The sequence below is a fragment of the Pseudofrancisella aestuarii genome, from assembly GCF_003574475.2.
In the GTDB taxonomy this organism is placed as follows: domain Bacteria; phylum Pseudomonadota; class Gammaproteobacteria; order Francisellales; family Francisellaceae; genus Francisella; species Francisella aestuarii.
Window position 1 is genome coordinate 313,123 of sequence record NZ_QLIS02000002.1, and the last position, 19,821, is coordinate 332,943.

A 19,821-nucleotide genomic window follows, 5' to 3' on the forward strand; every position below is an offset into this window, starting at 1 on the left:
GCTTATTTTTTGCTAAAAAGAGAAGTTATTAAAAATAAAGTTACACCAATAGTAATTGCAGAATCGGCAATATTAAAAGCAGGCCAATGATAAGAACCAATATGAAAATCTAAGAAATCTACTACATATCCTTGAAATGCTCTAGCATAAAAATTTCCAAGTGCACCACCAAGAATTAATGAGAATGATAAAAGATTTATTTTTGATTTCTCAGGTTGCTTTAATATAAGAAAAATTAATACTGCAGATGCTATAAGGGAAATGGCAGAAAACATTATTAGTTGCCAAGATGTCTGATCACTACTTAAAAAACTAAATGCAGCACCATAATTGTAAAGTAGGGTGAAATTAAAGAAAGATGTTATTTCATGAGGTATGCCATATTCTAAATTTGTATTTGCTATATGTTTTGTAATTAAATCAAAGCAAATAATGAATATAGCAAAAATAAACCATTTAATTTTACCTTTAAGCAAATGCACGAGACTCTCCTTCTTCTGTTGTTATATTTTCAACACATCTATGGCAAATGTCTGGATATTCAGCAGATTGACCAATAGTGTTGCTACGATGCCAGCATCTTTCACATTTTTTTTCTTCTGATTTTTCAATACAAATATATAAGCCTGCTATACCTGTTTTTATAGCATTGGGAGGCAGGGCATTATGGTTTATGAACTTATTTAACTTAATTTCAGAGACCATAAACAAGAATTTAGCTTCATTTCCTAACGATTCTATGTCGCTATATATAGAATGATTTGCTCCTGCCGTAAAACTATTATTCGCAAAAATTGTTATTTCTGCTTCAAGAGATGCTCCTATTAGCGATTCATTTCTTTTTAGTTCTAAAACTTTGTTAATTTCTCCTCTGATTTTTTGGATATGCTCCCAGAAATCTAGACCCATCTCATCATTTTTATTGAAACTTTGTAAATCTGTATACCATTCGCATAGTTGGATAGGTAAGTCTGTAGTTTTTGGAATTGCTTCCCAAATTTCATCAGCAGTATATGAAAGTATAGGAGCTATCCATCTAACTAGAGCATGAGCTATATGGTAAATAGCTGTTTGAGCAGACTTTCTTGGGTGTCCTTCTGCTTTAGCTGTATACTGTCTATCTTTTATTACATCTAAGTAAAAACTACCCATTTCAATAGAGCAAAAATGGTGTATAAGTTGAGCTACAACATGTATTTGATAACTATCATATGCGTCTATTATTTTTTCCTGGAATTCTTTAGTTTTAGCTATAGCCCATTGATCTAATTTAACAAGTCTATCAAATTCAATAATATCCGTTTCAGGATCAAATCCATCTAGATTTGATAGTAAGAATCTAGAAGTATTTCTTAGTCTACGATATGTGTCAGCAATTCTTTTAAATATTTCGTCTGAAACTGTCATCTCACTTCTATAGTCGGTAGAAGCTACCCATAGTCTTAGAATGTCTGCTCCTAGAGTACTATAAACATCTTGAGGTGCTACAACGTTACCTAAAGATTTAGACATTTTACGACCATGTTCATCAACAACAAAGCCATGAGTTAAAACTTCATTAAAAGGTTTACTTCCTGAGCTTGCTAACCCTACAAGTAAAGATGTTTGGAACCAACCGCGATGCTGATCAGAACCTTCTAGATATAAATCGGCTGGATATTGTAATTCTTTATTTTGCTTGAGCACACAAGAGTTTGATGAGCCTGAATCAAACCAAACATCTAGAGTGTCTGTAACAGTTTTATAATCTTCAACTTCAGTAATAAAATCTTCAGCTGATGAGTTGAACCATGCCTCAATACCACCTTTTTCAATTTTTAGAGCTACTTTTTCTAATATTTCTATTGTATTTGGGTGTAGCTCTTCTGTTTCTTTGTGTATGAATAATGGTAAAGGAACTCCCCATGTTCTTTGGCGGGAAATGCACCAGTCAGGCCTGTCTTCCATCATTGCTTCAATACGGTTTTGTCCCCAAGAAGGAATCCAAGTTGTATTCTTAATAGCATCCATAGCATTATTTCGTAGATGCTGTTTCTCCATACTTATAAACCATTGAGGAGTGGCTCTGAAAATAAGAGGAGTTTTATGTCTCCAACAATGAGGATAGCTATGTTCTATTTTTGCAAAATTCATTAAGCGCTCATTTTCACCAAGAATTTCGATAACTCTATCATTTGCTTTGAATACAAACTCACCAGCTAGTAATGGAGTATTTTCTCCATAACAACCATTGCCTTTTACAAATATTTCCATAGATAAATTATGTTCTTTACCTATAACAAAGTCCTCTACACCATGAGTTGGTGCTGTGTGTACCATACCAGTACCTGAGTCATCTGTAACATGGTCACCATGTAGGATCGTGACTTCTCTATCATAAAAAGGATGATCAGCAACTATGTTTACTAAGTTGTCCCCAGTAGTTGTCGCTATGATTTTATAGTCTTCTATAGCATACCTTTTTAAAGTATTTTCTACTAAATTGCTTGCTAATATTATAAAAGAACAGTTTAGCTCGATAAGACTATATTCTAAGTCATTTCTAACTGCTATGGCTTGGTTTGCCGGTAGTGTCCAAGGAGTAGTAGTCCATATAATAGCAAAAGCATCTTTTGTAATTTTTGTGTTAAAGGCTTCAGAAAGTTTTTCTATACTTTTTATTTTGAACTTAACATCTATTGCGGGAGAAGTTTTATCTTTGTATTCTACTTCTGCTTCAGCAAGAGCAGATCCACAATCTGTACACCAATGAACAGGTTTGAAGCCTTTGCTTAGATGTCCGTTTTTGATTATTTGAGCTAAAGTTCTAATCATGTTTGCTTCATAATCAAAGTTCATAGTTAGATAAGGCTTTTCCCAGTCGCCTAAAACTCCAAGCCTTTTAAAATCTTTCTTTTGGATTTCAACTTGGTTTTTAGCATACTTGCGACATTCTTTTCTAAAAGAGTTGGCATCAATTTTTTGTCCAGCTTTACCATGTTTTTTCTCAACTTGGAGTTCAATAGGTAAACCATGGCAGTCCCAACCTGGAACATAAGGTGCATCAAAACCACTTAAAGTTTTAGATTTGACAATAATATCTTTTAGGACCTTATTTACGGCATGTCCAACATGAATGCTACCATTTGCATAGGGAGGACCATCATGAAGAATAAATTTATCTCTTCCAGCGAAATGCTCTCTAATTTTTTGATAAATTTTTTGTTTTTCCCATTTATTTAAAATCATAGGTTCTTTATTTGCCAAATTACCTTTCATTGAGAAAGACGTTTTTGGGAGATTTAAAGTGTCTTTATAATCACTCATAGAAAATCCTTTAAGGTATTATTACTTTTAGTTAAAAATGAAATTTCACAGCATAAAATTATAAAGTAGATATGCGCTTATGTTAATAGCTAAAAAATAAATAACTAATAACATAGTGTTTTAATGATGAAAATATTAAAGAAATAAGTTTTTTGCAGTAATGTAGCCTTGTTATCATTAAATATAATGTTAAGGTTTAGATGAAGATGAGATATTTTTAGATAATAGAGGATATGTATGAAGAAAGTAGTAATTGTAGGGGCTGGTTTTGCAGGTATTAATTGTGCATTAAAGCTATCTAAATTTAGCAAACATTTTGAAATCACATTATTAGATAAAAATAATCATCATGTTTTTCAACCGATGCTTTATCAAGCAGCGACAGCATTTATTCCATTGACCTCTGTTGCGGTGCCTATTAGGAAAATAATTGATAATTCTAAAATTGATTTTCATATGGATGAAGTTGTTAGTATAGATCCTGATAAGCAATTGGTTGTAACAAAAGATAAAAAGTATGAATATGATTTTTTAGTAGTAGCTACAGGTGTTGAGTATGATTATTTTAATAATAAGCACTGGAAAGATAATTCACTTTCTTTAAAAACAGCAGCAGATGCTCAAAAAATGAAATATCATATTTTAAGGCAGTTTGAGTTGGCAGAAAATGCTAGTTCTGATGAGGAAAGGAAAAAATATCTAACTTTTATAATTATAGGTGCTGGAGCTACAGGTGTTGAAATCACTGGTGCCTTGTTAGATATTTTATCAACTGATATTTTTGAATCTTATAAAACTTTTTCTAGAGATAATATTACAGTTAACTTGATCGATGCAGGGAAAACAATATTGTCTGCTTTTTCTGAAAAGTTATCTAATTATGCATATGATTCTTTAACTAAGAGAGGAGTTAAAGTTTATTTAAATGAATCTGTTAAAGATATTAATAATAATAAAGTTACAACTGATAAAAGTGTATATGAAGGTACGACTATAATTTGGAGCGCCTTATTGTCAGGATCGCCTTTAGGAGATTGGATGGCTAAAGAGATGGAGAAGGGCAAAATTAGTGTTGCTCCAGATTTGAGGCACTCTAAATATAAAAATATTTATTTTGCTGGAGATATTTCTAGATGTGAGAAAAAACCTTTACCGGGTCTAGCATCAGTAGCAAAGCAACAAGGAAAATATATTGCACAGCATATTATAAATACAAGTATTCATAAGCCGTGTAAAGATTTTAAATATAAAGATCTAGGAACTATGGCTATAATCCAAAAACATTCTGCAATAGCTGAAATATTTGGACTTAAACTAAAAGGTAGATTAGGTTGGTTTATTTGGGGTGGGGTTCATATAACATTTTTGATTAGTATGAAAAATAGGTTTGTAGTTAGTTTTAATTGGTTAAGTTATTACCTTTTCAAAAGGATTGGAGCTTCTGAAATCATTAATCCAGAAGAAAAAAAATAAAAAATCTAAGTAGTATATTTAAAGCTAAGTTTTTTTGCTGTTTGAATATCTTGATTGATTTGTTTTTTAAGCTCTTCAAATGAATTAAATTTTTTTTCAGCTCTTATAAAATCTAATATTTCAACAGTGATATGCTTTTTATAAATTTCTTTATTAAAATTAAAAATATGAGTTTCTAAGAGAAAGTTTTTTCCATCTAATGTTGGGCGTACTCCAGCATTTGTTACACCAAAATAAACCTCATTATCAATATAGATTTTAGTCAGGAAAACTCCTTTTAAGGCCGAATTTTTTGGAAGCTTTAGGTTGGCAGTATGAAAACCTAGTTTCCTACCATTTTTTTGTCCATGAATTACTCTACCATTTATTTTAAAGTTGTGACCTAGAAGTGTTTGAGCTTTATTTAGATCATGTTGTAATAAAGCATTTCTAATTAAGCTACTGCTAACTCGTTTATTTTCGATATTTAGCGTAGATAGTTTATCAACAGTAAAATTGAATTTTTTAGAATACTTTAAAAGCATATCGTAATCACCTTTACGATCTTTACCAAATTTAAAATCATCACCTATTATTATGTGATCTATTTTAAGCTTTTTAACTAGAAATTCTTTTATAAAATCTTCAGCTTCTATATTAATAATTTTTTTATCAAACTTTAGGCAAATTATGTTTTCTATACCTGTTTCTTTAATGTTTATGACTTTGTCTCTAAAGCTATATATTCTTGCTGGAGCAGTATTTTTTAGAAAAAATTCTTTTGGGAGAGGTTCAAAGAAAATAACAAAAGGAGTCAAGTTCTCTTTATTAGCAATATCTTTTAGTTTATTTATAATAGATTGGTGACCAAGATGCACACCATCAAATGAGCCAATAGTGACCACACTTTTTTTACTAGATGAAAAATTTTCTAAATGTCTTATTACTTTCATACTAAAGAAAAGCTTTAAAGCAAAATATTAACTAAGTATAATAGCCATATAGTATTCAGTTTTTGTTGAAAAAAAGCAACTGTTGTAAGATACTGGCTGCTTGCTTCAATGAATTTTTGTGTGTTTATATTAATAAGTGGTTCACAATTATGGAAAAGAAAAGAATAAGAAAGCTGAGAAATAAAACTGGTAGGGTTTTTGCTATTGAGACTAACCTTTCTGGTAGGCAATTGCTGAATAATAGAGTTTTAAACAAGGACGTTGCTTTTAGTCAAGAGGAAAGGATAGCCTTTGATTTGGTTGGGTTATTGCCAGAAAAGGTTGAAAGCCTAGAAGAGCAAGCAGCAAGAGTAAGAAAGCAATTAGACTTAAAACCATCAAATTTAGAAAAGTTTGTATTCTTAAACAGGCTTCATGATTTAAACACAACATTATTCTACCACTTCCTAAGAAATAACCTGGAAGAGGTGATGCCTATAATTTATACTCCAACAGTGGGAGAGGCAGTTCAAAAATACAGTAGTTCATTCAGAAAACAAAGTGGATTATTTTTATCTATAAACCATAAGAAAGATATTGGTAAGATCTTAGAAAGATATGATTATAATAGTATAGACCTTATATTGGTTACAGATGGAGAAGCTGTTTTAGGAATCGGTGACCAAGGTATTGGTGGTATGAACATCAGTATTGGTAAGCTTATGGTTTATGTTGCGGCCAGTGGAATTGATCCAGCTAGAGTTTTACCTGTACAGTTGGATATGGGGACAAATAATGATGAGCTTCTAAGTGCCCCAGGCTATTTGGGGATGAGACTTCCAAGAGTTTCTGGTGAAACATATGATGAGTTTATCGAAGAATTTGTTAAAGAATTAAAAACGAGGTTTCCAAATGTGTTCCTTCATTGGGAAGATATAGGAAGAGATAATGCTCAAAGAATTTTAGATAAATATAAAGAAAAGCTTTGTACTTTTAATGATGATATAGAAGGTACTGGTATTGTTGCAACAGCAAATGTTATTGCGGGTATTAAAACAGCAAACAGAATTAGAATTAATGCTGGAGAATTAACCACAGAAGAAGCGATTGCTGATGTAGAAAATACAAGAATAGTTATATATGGATCAGGTAGTGCTGGTTGCGGTATTGCAAATCAATTAGCAGATGTGATTTCTGATTTAACGGGGTTACCTTTTGAAAAAGCTGCTAACTGTATTTATTTAATAGACAGATATGGTTTAGTTACAGATAGAATTAAACCAAAAAGAATTACAGAGAGTCAAAGACCATTTGTTAAATCTAGTAAACTTTTAGAAAAATGGAAGGTTAAAGATCCAAATTATATAACTTTAGAAGAAACAGTTAGACATACTGAGGCAGATGTTCTTATTGGTACATCAGGAAGACCCGGTGCTTTTACAGAAGAAGTAATAAGAGATATGGCAAAATTTAATAATTACCCTATTATTATGCCTTTATCTAATCCAACTTCATTATGTGAAGCAATTCCAGAAGATATTATTAAGTGGACTGAAGGTAAGGCTTTGATTGCTGCAGGAAGTCCATTCCCAGACGTTGAATTTAATGGAAGAACCTATAGGATTTCACAAGGGAATAATGCTTTCATTTTTCCTGGATTAGGTTTGGGATCAGTTGCTGTACATGCCAAAAAGCTTACTAAAGGTATGATTAGGGCAGCATGTTATAGACTTAGTGAACTTTCACCAATGGTTATTAAAGAAGACATTACTGAACCATTGTTAGCAAAAATAACTGATTTAGTGGAAGTTTCTTTTGAAATTACTAAAGCAGTAGCAAAACAAGCTATAGAAGAAGGTGTTCATGGAGTTGATCTAGATTTAGAAGATATTACTCCGGAAGAGTTTGATGCAGAGGTAGAAAGATTGATAAATATGTCTTCTTGGACGCCTACATATGCTCCATATATGCCAATATAACTTTATTTTTCTTTGAAACATAAGTGGAAATTAAACAATATAAATTTTTAATTGTTTTTGGTGTTAACAGTTGTTAAACTTTAAATTCAGATTTTTAGGCTTTGGAAGTTATTTTACTCTAGCTGGGGGGCATAATGACTTGTAATTTTATTAGAAAAACTACGCTGTTTGTTAGCAGTATGCTTGTATTGGCTATCGGCTTTTCAAATGCTTATGCAGAGGATTCTAAGACTGAGGTTGTTTCTCAAGGAGGTCCTTTGGGCGCAACTAGTATTGGTCAGCAAAATATTCAAGTTAATAATTCCTCAACATCGCCTAGTGCTAGCTCATCAAATCAGTCAACTAGCTCAGATAATAATGCATCTGATGGTGCTGTTGATCAGCAGGCTTTACTTTTACAACTTCAAAAACAAGTAAAAGAGCTTAAAGGTCAACTTAGTGACTTAAAAAATCAACAATCTGTTGGTATTAATTACAATAAAGCCCAGCAAGGTAATCCTGTGGGAATGGTTACTGGTACTAGCACTAGTACAGGGAGCGCTTCTTCAGGAGGTGATTCAGCATTTTCAACTTATAGCTCTAAGGTTGAGCAAAATAATTCTCAAGGTGTAGGAATAGGAAATTCAGATATTGATATGGCTGATATCTTAGCTGGAGCTAATGAAGATAGTTCTATTGTAAGTTTAGGTGCTGCGCCATCTTTATTTAATGAAGGTGGTGGTATTGATGTATCTGGTGCTCCAGCAATTACAACAGGTGGTCAGATTACTTATTTGGGTTCATATTCTGGTAACAACAGTATTCCAATAGGGATGATTTCTTCAAACCTTTTTGCATCTACTCTTTTAGGGCAAAGGGCTAAGTTTGATGATTATTCAGTTTTCTTTGGTGGCTTTATTGAAGCGGATGCTCAAGTTTGGTCTGGGAGTCAAATTAGTAGATCTGGGGGCGCGCCACCATTCTCAGCAAATGGTCAAAATATATATTTAACAAACTCAACTTTATATTTCTTATCAAACTTGGGTCATTATGTTACTGCCCAGTTCGATTTTGATGCAGATGAGACGGGTAATTTCCATGTGGGAAATGCATTTGTTATATTCGGTAACTTAGATACTTCTAACTTCTTTGTAACAGCCGGTAAAAATAAGCTTTCTGTAGGAACCTACGGTGGTGGTGGACCGTTAACTGGTGGTATAACTAGTATATTCGCACCAGGCTATGTTACTAATGTGTCTGTGAATTATAAAAATAATGTATTGAACGCGAATGTAGCAGTATTTGGCGCTGATGATCGAACAGCCAATTTCTCTACAGGTGTGTTTTATGCTGATGCTTTCACAGAGAACTTATCTGGAGGTTTGAACGCTGGTTATATCTATAATCTTCCTGGTGCAGGAAATGGAAGTTTAAAAGAAGTTATGGGTAGTGCAGAGACAGGGGTGATTAATTTAGATGCTAACTTAACTTATGCTGTAGGTCCTGGATTTTTCTCAACAAACGTGGGATGGACAGGTACTACAAATCAATATGATTATATGCAGAATGGCACGCAGAGCTATGCTGGTGCATGGTATGTTGCTGGAGTTTATGCTTTAAATCTTGGTGGTAGGGATACTAACTTTAACTTATCATATGGACAAACATATAATGCAGCAGGCGTTCCAATGTCAATAGCAGCATCACCATTAAAGTTTGGCTCAACCTCATCAGGAATAGAATATCAATTTATTGCTTCTGCACAGAGAGCTTATTTTGATAATAATGTATTGTTTGGTCCTGAGTATGCTTATCAGAAGTTATATAATGGTCAGCATATGAACACTGTCACTCTAGATATGTCAGTTTATATCTAATACTTCTAAAAAATATATGTTTCAGAGAGGTAGGCTAATAAGAATATTTTTTTTAATATTCCTTCTGTTTAGTGTAAGTTTTACTTTTGCTGCTCCCTCCTCATCTGAACAAACAAATAATCAAGCCCAATTAGATGCTATCATAGCACTTCAGCAACAGATAAATGAGCTCTCATCAGAGATAGGTGATTATAATGTGAAAGAAACATATGGTGCGGAGAACGTTGGTATTACTTTAGGTAAGTCTAAACCTGTAGCATCTAAGTTTGAAACAGATGTCGATTTTGCTAGAAATGCAGGACTAGATGAAGCTTTAGCTGACACCCTTAATGCTGATGATACAGGTCCAGCTATACAGAGTGTTAATACGGTTGATGATGTGCCGATTACGACACAGGGACAGGTATCATATATAGGAAGCTATTCAAGTAATAACTCAATACCTATAGGACAGTTACCAAGTAACCTTTTTGCAGCAAGTATTTTAAATCAGAGAAATAATTTTGACGATGTAGCATTATTCTTTGGAGGATTTATAGAAGTTGATGCTCAAGCTTGGTCTGGTTCAGCTATTTCTAAGAGAGGTGGGGGGAATTATAATCAAAATGGACAAAATATTTATGTAACAGCAGCTACACTATATTTTGTATCTAATATAAGTCATTTTGTAACAGCAGAGTTTGATTTTACAACTACTGAGTCGGCAGACTTGGGTTTGCAGGATGCCTTAGTTATCTTTGGAAATTTAGATTCATCACCTTGGTTTGTGACAGTTGGTAAGTATAGGATATCGGTTGGTGCATTTGGTGGTGGTGGCCCTTGGACATCAGGTATTACAGCGAACTTATTTAGACCTGATAGGGTGGCAAATGCTGCTATAAACTATAAAGGTTCTACTTCTAACGCAAACGTTACTGTATATAACTCCGGAGATCATCCAAGTTTTTCTTTAGGTTATTTTGATGCAATATCTGTAATGGATTCTGTACAGGCCGGTTGGAACGTAGGTTATATGTATGATTTGCATGGGGCAAAGGGTGCTTTTAAAAATATACAAGGAAGAGTGGGATCCTTAAACGTAGATGGAACGTTAAATTTCTCAAATATACTTCCTGGAAGGCTTAGCTTTGGAGCTGGTTGGGCAAGTACTACAAATACAAGTACACAATTTAATGGATATAGTGATACTTATGCCGGTGCGTGGTATTTGAGTTCAGCTTATGGTTTTGATTTATTAGGTAGAGGCACTAACGTCAACTTCAGTTATGGGCAAACATATAATGCTAATAATTTACCAATGGGTCTATCAGCTGAGGCTGGAGGAATGGTTCCTGCTACAGGAATAAAAAATCAATATTTAGTTTCAGCACAGAGAGCATATTTTGATGATAATGTATTATTTGGTCCTGAGTATTCTTATCAGAGTTTGTATAATGGCCAACATATGAATACATTTACGCTAGATATATCTGTATATGTTTAATACTTAATGATTATTCGCTTTATAAAAAGCCTTAAATAGAGTAACATTTTGCTTATATGGAATTTAATTTTTTTGACAAATAAATGTCTTTCTTAGTAGCTATAGTTGGTAGAGCTAATGTTGGTAAATCTACTTTGTTTAATGTCCTAACTAATTCTAGAGATGCTCTTGTATTTGATTTTGAAGGTGTGACACGTGATAGGCAGTATGGCCAAGCTAAATATGATGATTTAGATTATTTAGTTGTGGATACTGGAGGTATTTCAGATTTAGATTCTGGATTTGATAAGTTTATGGCAGAACAGTCTGAAGTTGCTATAGATGAAGCTAATCTTATTTTCTTTGTTGTAGATGGTAGGGCGGGTGTTACAGCTGATGATGAATATGTTGCTCAACTTTTACGCCAGAAAGATAAAAAAGTTATAGTTGTGGTTAATAAAGCAGATGGTGCTGATGAAGAGTTAGTTACAGCTGATTTTTATAGTTTAGGATTTGAAAAAGTTTTTCCAATTTCGGCAGCGCATCGCAGGAATATTCAAAAACTATTAGATAAGTATTTAAAAAAACCATTAAATGATTTTCATAAAGACTATACGCAAATAGCAGAGCATAATGAAGAGCATAGGCATGGGATACACTATTCATTAATTGGCCGCCCTAATGTTGGTAAATCAACTCTAACAAATAGAATGCTTGGTGAAGAAAGAGTTGTTGTATATGATATGCCCGGCACAACTATAGATAGCGTGGCAATACCTTTTGAAAGGCATGGGAAAAAATACACAATTATAGATACTGCCGGTGTTAGAAAAAGAGGAAGGGTTAAAGAAACACTTGAAAAGTTCTCGGTAGTTAAGACTCTTCAATCAATTAAAAATTCTAATGTTGTAATTGCTGTGGTCGATGCTAGAGAAGGTATTTCAGATCAGGATCTAAGTTTGATTAACTTTGCTGTGAAAAATGGTAGAGCATTAGTAATTGCAGTTAATAAATGGGATGGGATGTCTTTAGAAGATAAAGAAGCTGTTAAGAAAGAGCTTAAAAGAAGACTATTTTTCTTAGAAGATTATATTGATATTCATTTTATCTCAGCATTGCATGGTACTAACGTTGGTCATGTGTTTGATTCTATAGGTACAGCATATGAATGTGCTAATAGGAAAATAACTACTGCAGATGCGACAAGGCTTTTACAAATGGCTGTTGATGCACATTCACCACCGATGGTTGGTAAATTTAGAATAAAGCTTAAGTATGCTCATGTAGGAGGGCATAATCCTCCTATAATAGTTATTCATGGAAATCAAGTAAGCAAGTTACCACATTCATATAAAAAATATTTAGAAAACTTTTTTAGAGAAGCTTTAGAATTTAGAGGGACTCCAATAGCATTTGAATTTAAACAATCGGATAATCCTTTCGCAAATATTAAAAATAAAGGGAAAAATAATGAAGACAGTAAGAGTAAAAAAGCTAGATAAGATAGCTGATGAAATAACTATAAATATTAGTGGAGCAAAGAATGCTTTATTACATCTTATTTTTGCTTCATTGATTCCCGAAACAGAAACTACTTTCTTAAATGTACCTACTACTTTATTAGATTATAAAGGTGCTAAGGAGATATTAGAAAGTATAGGAGCAAAAGTTAAAGAAAAAAGTAAGGATATTGTTTGTATAAATACAAAGGGTATTGATACAAATACTTTAGAGCTATCTGAAGAATTAACCTCTAAAACAAGATGTTCATTAATGCTTCTAGGATCAATGCTTAAAAAGAAAGGCAAAGTTAAAATAGGTTTTCCTGGAGGATGTAGCTTTAGTGATAAGAGACCTTTTGATATTCATTTGCAGGGCTTAGAAGAATTGGGTGCTGAAGTTAAGCTAGCAGATGATCATATGATCGTAGCATACAAGGAAGAGAAAGATGCTGTTTTTAAAATGGGCTTTCCTTCAGTTGGAGCTACTATGAACTTAGTAATGTATGCTGTAATTGGCAGTTCAAAAGTAGTATTAGAAAATGTAGCCTTAGAGCCAGAGGTGGTTACCCTTATTGATTATTTAAATAAATGTGGTGCAAAAGTTGATTTTGATAGTGATGCTCGTGTTATAACGATACATGGCGTTGCTAAGTTAAAAGGTTGTGAGTTTGAGATTATTTTTGACAGAATCCAAGCAATGACTTATGCAGCAATGGCTTATCTTTATAAGACTAATGTGACTATTACTAATATAAATGCAGAATTATATAATATTCAGAAGCCATTGGATAAGCTGATAGCAGCTAATGCAAAATGGGAACATAACCCAGAAACTAGAAGTATTAAATTCTTCGGAAAAGACAGTGAGTTAAATGGAGTAGATATAATAGCTGCGCCTTTTCCTCATTTTCCTACGGATTTACAGCCAATATATGCAATGATGTTATTGATGGCAAAAGATCCAAGCACTATACAAGATACAGTTTATCCGGAGAGAATAAATTATGTTTATCAAATTAGAAAAATGGGCTTTGATGTTTCTATAGATAATAATTTAATTAGAATAAACCCGATAAAAAATTTAGAAGAAGTCAGGTCTGCAATTATGAGTGTTAAAGATTTAAGAGCCGGTATGGCGTGTTTAATGGCAGGATCGTTATTAGAAGATTTCTCAACTATAAATAATGCTCATCAGATCTTCAGAGGGTATAATGATTTAGTAGAAAATATGTCTAATTTTATGCAAATAGAATTAGTAGCTGATCAGGAATCAGATTAAAATGCAAGGTTATAAATCATTAGAAAAGTATAATACTTATAGAATTAAATCTTTTGCTAAAAACGTTTTTTTTCCAAAAACAGAAGCGGAAGTTTTAGATATAGTTAACAAATACGAGAATATATTTTTCTTAGGAAATGGTAGTAATATTATATTTTCTAAAGAGTTTTACGATGATGAAATAACTTTTGTTGTTTTTAGTAATAATTTTTCTAGTTATTCAATCTCAAATAATATTGTTAAAGCTCAATCAGGGGCATTATTACAAGATTTGGCATTAGCGACATATAAAGCTGGACTTAGTGGTATAGAAACTTTTTATGATGTTCCTGCTAGTGTTGGTGGTGCTTTAATAATGAATGCTGGCGCATATGGCGATGAAATATACTCATGTGTGAAAAGTGTAAGAGTTTTGAATCTTAAATCTAAAGAAGTAATAGATTATCCAAGAGAAGAAATAGAGTATGGCTATAGATTTTCTATGTTTAAAGATAATAAAGATATTTGTATTTTATCTGCTGAATTTATTTTTGAAGAGAAGAGTAGAGAAGAAATAAAACATAAATTAGATGATATTTATTCTAGGCGCTTAGCAAATTTACCTCAAATTCCTAGTGGAGGTAGTGTATTTAAACGGCCACAAGCAAATGTGCCTGTGGGAGTGATGGTTGAAGAACTTGGCTTGAAAGGTAAGAAAATAGGTGGCGCGCAGATTTCACCTAAGCATGGTGGCATTATAGTAAATAATGGAAGTGCGACAGGGCAAGATATAATAGATTTAATAAACTTTATAAAAGAGCAAATTTCAAGCAATTATAATATTGCTCTTCATGAAGAACAGATAATTATTTAGTTATCCAATTTTCAGCATCATCATTATTTTCTGTGTAGAAGAATTTTACTTTTGCTTTTATAAAGAGACCAAAAGTTTTAATTATAAATTCCTCCCATTTTTTGTCTCCAATAATAGCAATTTTCTCAAAATCTTTACGATGTTTCATTCCTGTTTTAAAATCATCATAAGCTGCTCTTATTTCTGACCATCCTTGAAATTCTGTAATATCCATTATGAATTTATTTTCTGTTTGATCTGCTAAAGCAGCCTCTATTTTGGGTATTAAATCCTCAATATAGTCTTTATGACTTAATTTACCTGAGACTTTAGCAAAATAGTAACCATCTCTTTTTTCTAGGATAAACATTACACTCCTCCAAATAATCTTTCTTATGCTCTCATTATCAATTATACTTCAGACTATAACGTAATAATAATTTGTATGCAGTAATGTTTAAGAAATATTTTCTAATTACTTTCTTTATTTTCTCGTTTTTGTTTGAAAGCGCTATAGCTATCGGAGCAGAGAGTGCTTCTGTGAATTCAAATAGTATGGATTTAATGCAAGCTAATAGTGGTAGCTCAGCTATTATAGATGAGGATAGTATTGACGAGGAACAAGGCTCTCAAGTTGATGGATATAGTAATGATGATGCTTTTGTAGGTGATAAGCTAGATGAAGATGAGGCATTTAATAAAAGTATGGATGAACCTTATTTAAGTGATGATAAGTTTGCTAAAAATATTGATGAGAATTACATTGAAGGTCAATCTTCTGCAGATATGGCAGATGATGTACAGGAAAGTGATGTAGATATGCTTGATAACAATGAAGATTCAACAGTCGGTAGCAATGTGAATGATAGAAGTGCTTATGTTATAGGAGATGAAGAAAAGAAAGGATATAGTAATAAAAATACAAATATATTTTCACCTATAGCTAAAAGTGATGATGATTCCTATGATGACGATAATAACTTCCTAATTAAGGATGTTACTTTTGTTTCAGCAACTAAAGATGAGGAAGGGAGATCATTTAAGGATTGTCTTATATTGAAGAAATATAGTGATGGAACATGGGAAACATATTGTCAACCACCTAAAAAACCAGAGACTTGTTCTCAAAAAGATTGGGATGAGTTAGCAACTTTAGCTGTATTGACTTGTTAATTAGTCTTTTTTGAATTCAGTAATTTGTTTTTTAAGCTCTTCTAGACTAATTCGATTTGAATTTTTCCTTGGAGATAAATTTTTATCATCTTGTTTTTTTATAGCGTAGCCGTATAAAGCTTCTATTTCGAGCTGTAGGCTTTCATGTAGATTCTTTAAGAATTTATCCCATCTATTTTTCCCAGTTAGGTATATGTGCATTTTATTGTCTGCCAGGGGCTCATTAAGCGCTCTTAAGTCTTCAAATAAAGTGGAGTGATTTTCATAAGTAAGAGTGATTTTATCAGACTCTATGGCAGGGTTTTTATAGATGCTATTTTGTAATAAATTTCCCCAGGTTAATATGTCGATCATTTTATTTGTATGTGGTAGATCATCTATCTCTTTAAAAGCTTTGTTTATACTTAAAAAAGATTTGTCACCAAATGTTGAAAATAGAAGTATTCCATCATTATCTAACTTTTGATAATAGTTATTTAACTCTTCTGAAATATTATCTGTTAGGTGGATAGTAGAGTTAGAAATAATAATATTAAAGACTGATTCTTCATCATCTTCAAAAAGTATATCTGCATTAGGAAAGCGAGCTTTTAAATTTTTAATATAATCATTATCGGTATATCCAACTGCTAATATCTTTTCTGGAAAAAGTTTAATAAAATCTAACCTTTTTAGTAATCTTAAAGCTATCTCATTTTTTATAAATGAGTTTTTTCGAAGCTTTCTATTGGTAAGTATCTTTTTGAATAAGCTATAATTGAACATAAAAATAATTTACATAGTCTCTATTTGAAAAGTATAAAAGAATTACTTGTAAATATAAAACAATTATTACTTAAGCAGAGTTGTGCTTTATGTAAACAAAGTAGTAATTGTTTAGTTTGTGATTACTGTTTTAAAGATTTGGAAAAACAGCTTTCTTTTAATAAAGATCAAATAATTTTAGATGATGAGTATGATTATTATCATTTGTTTAATTATTCAAAAGAGATTCAACTTTTATTAAAAAAACTAAAGTTCAATAAAGATGTATTGGTAATCTCAATTTTTGAGACACTAATCTATAAGTGGTGGGAAGATTCCGCTAAAGAATATTTAAATGAAGTAGATGAAATAATTGTAGTTCCTATACATAGATTTAGGTATTTGTATCGTGGATTTAATCAGTCTGAGTTATTAGCAAATAAATTAGCAGATTGTATAAATATAGAACCTAATTTTAAAGCATGTAAGAGAAAGAAATATACAAAGGCACAAGCCAAATCATCAAAAAAAGATAGGGAAATGCAGATAAAAAATGTATTTGAACTAACTCAAAGTATTAAATCAAAACATTTAGTTGTGTTTGATGATGTTTTCACTACTGGCTCTACTTTAAAAGAGCTCATTAAGACAGTAAAATTGTCTGGAGATATAAAAAAAATCAGTATAGTAGCTTTAGTAAAGGCTGGGCTATAATTTTAAACAGGCATACTTTTTTTAATTGTCCCTCCAAGAATATGTGCGTGTATATGGAAAACCACTTGCCCACCTTCTTTACCTGTGTTTATTATAGTTTTAAATCCTTTTAAACCTAGCTGCTTAGCAACCTTAGGTATAGATATCATTAATTTCCCCATTATTTCTTCATGACTATCATTTAGATCATTGAGGCTTGAAATATGTTGTTTAGGGATAACAAGCACGTGTGTTTCTGCTGCTGGGTTTATATCATTAAAAGCTAAAATGTCTGTATCCTCATAGACTTTTTGACAAGGGATTTCCTCATTTATTATTTTACAAAAAATACAGTCTGACATTTTATTACCTCTCTTTTTTTAATATATAGTAAATAATAGAAATTATTCCGATACTTAAAATACTTGAATTATTATTTTTAATAAAAGTTTGTAAGTTTAATAATAGTTCTGAATCTGAATTGATGCTATAAAATGCACCAGCACCAGCAAGTATTGAGCCTAGAATTAAAAAGAATTTACTTTTTGAAGACTGAACAGTTTTGTTTAGCTCTATTTCATTAAAGTTTTTATTTGCTCTTAGACTATTCTGTGTATGTTGCAGAATTTCAAAAATAACATCAGGTATTTCTGGCAATTTTTCACTAACTTTAGGTAAATGTTCTTGTGTGCGGCGGATGAAACCTTTTACCCCAACATGTTCTCTCATCCATTTTTCTAGGATAGGGCGGGACGTCTCCCATAGATTTAATTCAGGATATAGTTGACGACCAAGTCCTTCTATATTTATTAAGGTTTTTTGTAGTAATATAAGCTGAGGCTGAACCTCCATATTAAATCTTCTAGCAACTTGGAATAGTCTCATTAATGTATAACCAAGAGATATTTCTTTGATTGGTTTCTCAAAAATGGGTTCGCAAACTGTCCGTATAGCAGACTCAAGCGCATCAACCCTAGTGTCTGCAGGAACCCAGCCGGATTCAATATGCAGTTCAGCTACTTTTTTATAATCTCTCTTAAAGAAAGCTAAGAAGTTTCCTGCTAAATATTGTTGATCATCTCTATTCAGAGTTCCCACTATCCCAAAATCTATAGAGATATATTTAGGATCATTAGGGTTAGTTGCATCAATAAATAAGTTTCCAGGGTGCATATCTGCATGGAAAAAGCAGTCTCTGAATACTTGCGTATAAAATATTTGCACGCCTCTTTCAGCAAGCAATTTTCTATCAATCCCTAAAGCATCTAGCTTACTTATATCTGAGATACTAAGACCATCAACCTCTTCCATAACCATTACTTTAGAAGACGTATAGTCCCAATAAATTTTAGGTATATATTGGATATCACTATTTTCGAAATTTCTTCTTAATTGAGAAGCATTGGCAGCCTCTCTTAATAGATCTATTTCATCCAAGAGACTTTGGTTTATTTCATTTACAACCTCGATGGGCTTAAATCTTTTTAAATTAGGGAATATAGCTGAAATAAGCTTGGCAACGGTTAGCATTAATGCTGTATCAAGTTTAAGAATTTTGTGAATATTTGGTCTTAAAACTTTAACCACAACTTTATTATTATTATGTAATATGGCTCTATGAACTTGAGCAATTGATGCAGAAGCTAATGGATTTTCATCAAAATATTTGAATGCTTCGCTAATTGGTTTTTTTATAGATTTTTCTATTTGTAAAATAGCTATTTTCCCAGAGAAAGGCGGGACATCATCTTGGAGTCGAGCAATTTCTTCTATAGCTTTTGGTGGTAAGATATCTTGCCTAGTGGATAAAGCTTGCCCGAACTTCACAAATATAGGACCTAGCCTTTCAAGAGCTATTCGAAGTCTAACTCCATGATCACTTTTCCTATTACTTCTAACATAATTAAAAGGGTTAAAATAAATGAAAAATCTTAAAGATCTAATTTGAGTAGCTCTTATAGGTTCATTTAATAAGCAGTATCTATTAACTATATAAAATATATAAACTAGTCTTAGCCATTTTTTAATCATTAGCAGAACCTTTTAGTAATTTTAGCTTAGCCTCTAGCCTATCAGTTGCTTGCTTTAATTTTTGTACTTCTCTATAAAAAATATTTATTTCATTTTTTGAAATTAAGTATTTTTTTTCTTCAGTTAGATATTCTTTTATATCTGTAATTGATTCATTTTTTGAAACTTTTATAAAATTTTTTGCTTTTTTAAACGGTATCTCTATGGCATTTGCAAAAATAGGATTAGTAACAGAAGATATACGATATATTACATCAATATCTATCGAACTAAAGAAACTATAAAATTGTTTTAATTCTGATAAACTCCCTTGATAATCAAGCTTTTTATCAATAAGTAGTTCTTGTAGATTTTTATTAAATAAAAGCTCGACAATATAGGCTAATTTTCCACTTATAACATTTGGTGATTTTAAATTTGAAGCTGTTACTTTTTTATTATTTATTGTAAAAGTAGTTATTATATCTAAATCGGTTATATATATACTCAATGATTTATTTTCTAGCTTTGATAATGCAAATGGGATCTGGGGGTCAAGATTTAATAAAAGATTAAGAGCATTATTTAAACTATCAGTCAT

Annotated in this window: 17 protein-coding genes; 9 read left to right on the top strand and 8 right to left on the bottom strand. The window is 31.9% G+C overall.

Annotated features, from left to right (window positions below):
- Positions 1 to 2: 2 nt before the first annotated feature.
- Both lspA and ileS read right to left on the bottom strand, forming a co-directional pair.
- Positions 3 to 482 carry a signal peptidase II gene (gene lspA, locus DNK87_RS05655; RefSeq protein ID WP_119329913.1) on the bottom strand — a complete coding sequence of 160 codons (480 nt, stop codon included), beginning with the start codon at positions 480 to 482 and terminating at the stop codon, positions 3 to 5.
- On the bottom strand, positions 469 to 3,306 hold the full coding sequence (gene ileS, locus DNK87_RS05660) for an isoleucine--tRNA ligase (protein ID WP_119329914.1): 2,838 nt from the start codon (positions 3,304 to 3,306) through the stop codon (positions 469 to 471). The genes lspA and ileS overlap by 14 nt, the downstream gene beginning before the upstream one ends.
- Before the next feature lie 237 nt (positions 3,307 to 3,543).
- On the opposite strand from ileS, the gene DNK87_RS05665 reads away from it, so the two are divergent.
- Complete coding sequence (locus tag DNK87_RS05665) at positions 3,544 to 4,779, top strand: NAD(P)/FAD-dependent oxidoreductase (protein WP_119329915.1); 1,236 nt, start codon at positions 3,544 to 3,546, stop codon at positions 4,777 to 4,779.
- Between the two features lie 5 nt (positions 4,780 to 4,784).
- Here DNK87_RS05665 and ribF read toward each other — a convergent pair whose 3' ends face one another.
- Positions 4,785 to 5,711 (bottom strand): bifunctional riboflavin kinase/FAD synthetase, encoded by a 927-nt coding sequence (gene ribF / locus DNK87_RS05670; protein ID WP_119329916.1) that lies wholly within the window; start codon positions 5,709 to 5,711, stop codon positions 4,785 to 4,787.
- A 149-nt stretch (positions 5,712 to 5,860) separates the two neighbouring features.
- Here ribF and DNK87_RS05675 point away from each other — a divergent pair, with 149 nt between their 5' ends.
- The 6 genes from DNK87_RS05675 to murB all read left to right on the top strand — a co-directional run bounded on the left by DNK87_RS05675 (position 5,861) and on the right by murB (position 14,621).
- Positions 5,861 to 7,669 (top strand): NAD-dependent malic enzyme, encoded by a 1,809-nt coding sequence (locus DNK87_RS05675; protein WP_119329917.1) that lies wholly within the window; start codon positions 5,861 to 5,863, stop codon positions 7,667 to 7,669.
- 134 nt (positions 7,670 to 7,803) lie between these two features.
- Positions 7,804 to 9,525, top strand: coding sequence for a DUF3573 domain-containing protein (locus tag DNK87_RS05680; protein WP_119329918.1), 1,722 nt, complete (start codon positions 7,804 to 7,806; stop codon positions 9,523 to 9,525).
- Positions 9,526 to 9,541: 16 nt separating this feature from the next.
- Positions 9,542 to 11,008, top strand: coding sequence for a DUF3573 domain-containing protein (locus DNK87_RS05685; RefSeq protein WP_119329919.1), 1,467 nt, complete (start codon positions 9,542 to 9,544; stop codon positions 11,006 to 11,008).
- An 83-nt stretch (positions 11,009 to 11,091) separates the two neighbouring features.
- Positions 11,092 to 12,489, top strand: a complete 1,398-nt coding sequence (gene der, locus DNK87_RS05690) for a ribosome biogenesis GTPase Der (RefSeq protein ID WP_119329920.1) — start codon at positions 11,092 to 11,094, stop codon at positions 12,487 to 12,489.
- Positions 12,458 to 13,768 (top strand): UDP-N-acetylglucosamine 1-carboxyvinyltransferase, encoded by a 1,311-nt coding sequence (locus tag DNK87_RS05695; RefSeq protein ID WP_119329921.1) that lies wholly within the window; start codon positions 12,458 to 12,460, stop codon positions 13,766 to 13,768. The genes der and DNK87_RS05695 overlap by 32 nt, the downstream gene beginning before the upstream one ends.
- Before the next feature lies 1 nt (position 13,769).
- On the top strand, positions 13,770 to 14,621 hold the full coding sequence (gene murB / locus DNK87_RS05700) for a UDP-N-acetylmuramate dehydrogenase (RefSeq protein WP_119329922.1): 852 nt from the start codon (positions 13,770 to 13,772) through the stop codon (positions 14,619 to 14,621).
- Here the strand turns inward: murB and DNK87_RS05705 are convergent.
- Entirely contained in the window at positions 14,614 to 14,970 is a 357-nt protein-coding gene (locus DNK87_RS05705) for a SpoIIAA family protein (RefSeq protein WP_119329923.1), read from the bottom strand. The genes murB and DNK87_RS05705 overlap by 8 nt on opposite strands.
- A gap of 83 nt (positions 14,971 to 15,053) precedes the next feature.
- Between DNK87_RS05705 and DNK87_RS05710 the strand changes: the two genes are divergently transcribed.
- Positions 15,054 to 15,773: a hypothetical protein gene (locus DNK87_RS05710; protein ID WP_159240237.1), complete on the top strand. Its 720-nt coding sequence runs from the start codon at positions 15,054 to 15,056 to the stop codon at positions 15,771 to 15,773.
- Here DNK87_RS05710 and DNK87_RS05715 read toward each other — a convergent pair whose 3' ends face one another.
- A complete protein-coding gene (locus DNK87_RS05715; RefSeq protein ID WP_119329925.1) occupies positions 15,774 to 16,538 on the bottom strand; it encodes a methyltransferase domain-containing protein in 765 nt (254 codons plus the stop codon). It abuts the gene before it with no gap.
- A 24-nt stretch (positions 16,539 to 16,562) separates the two neighbouring features.
- On the opposite strand from DNK87_RS05715, the gene DNK87_RS08995 reads away from it, so the two are divergent.
- Positions 16,563 to 17,231, top strand: a complete 669-nt coding sequence (locus tag DNK87_RS08995; RefSeq protein WP_244614622.1) for a ComF family protein — start codon at positions 16,563 to 16,565, stop codon at positions 17,229 to 17,231.
- Positions 17,232 to 17,233: 2 nt separating this feature from the next.
- Here the strand turns inward: DNK87_RS08995 and DNK87_RS05725 are convergent, their stop codons facing one another.
- The 3 genes from DNK87_RS05725 to DNK87_RS05735 are packed head-to-tail and all read right to left on the bottom strand — an operon-like array spanning position 17,234 to position 19,821.
- On the bottom strand, positions 17,234 to 17,572 hold the full coding sequence (locus tag DNK87_RS05725; protein ID WP_119329926.1) for a histidine triad nucleotide-binding protein: 339 nt from the start codon (positions 17,570 to 17,572) through the stop codon (positions 17,234 to 17,236).
- Positions 17,573 to 17,576: 4 nt separating this feature from the next.
- Complete coding sequence (gene ubiB, locus DNK87_RS05730; protein WP_119329927.1) at positions 17,577 to 19,241, bottom strand: ubiquinone biosynthesis regulatory protein kinase UbiB; 1,665 nt, start codon at positions 19,239 to 19,241, stop codon at positions 17,577 to 17,579.
- A complete protein-coding gene (locus tag DNK87_RS05735; protein ID WP_119329928.1) occupies positions 19,234 to 19,821 on the bottom strand; it encodes a ubiquinone biosynthesis accessory factor UbiJ in 588 nt (195 codons plus the stop codon). The genes ubiB and DNK87_RS05735 overlap by 8 nt, the downstream gene beginning before the upstream one ends.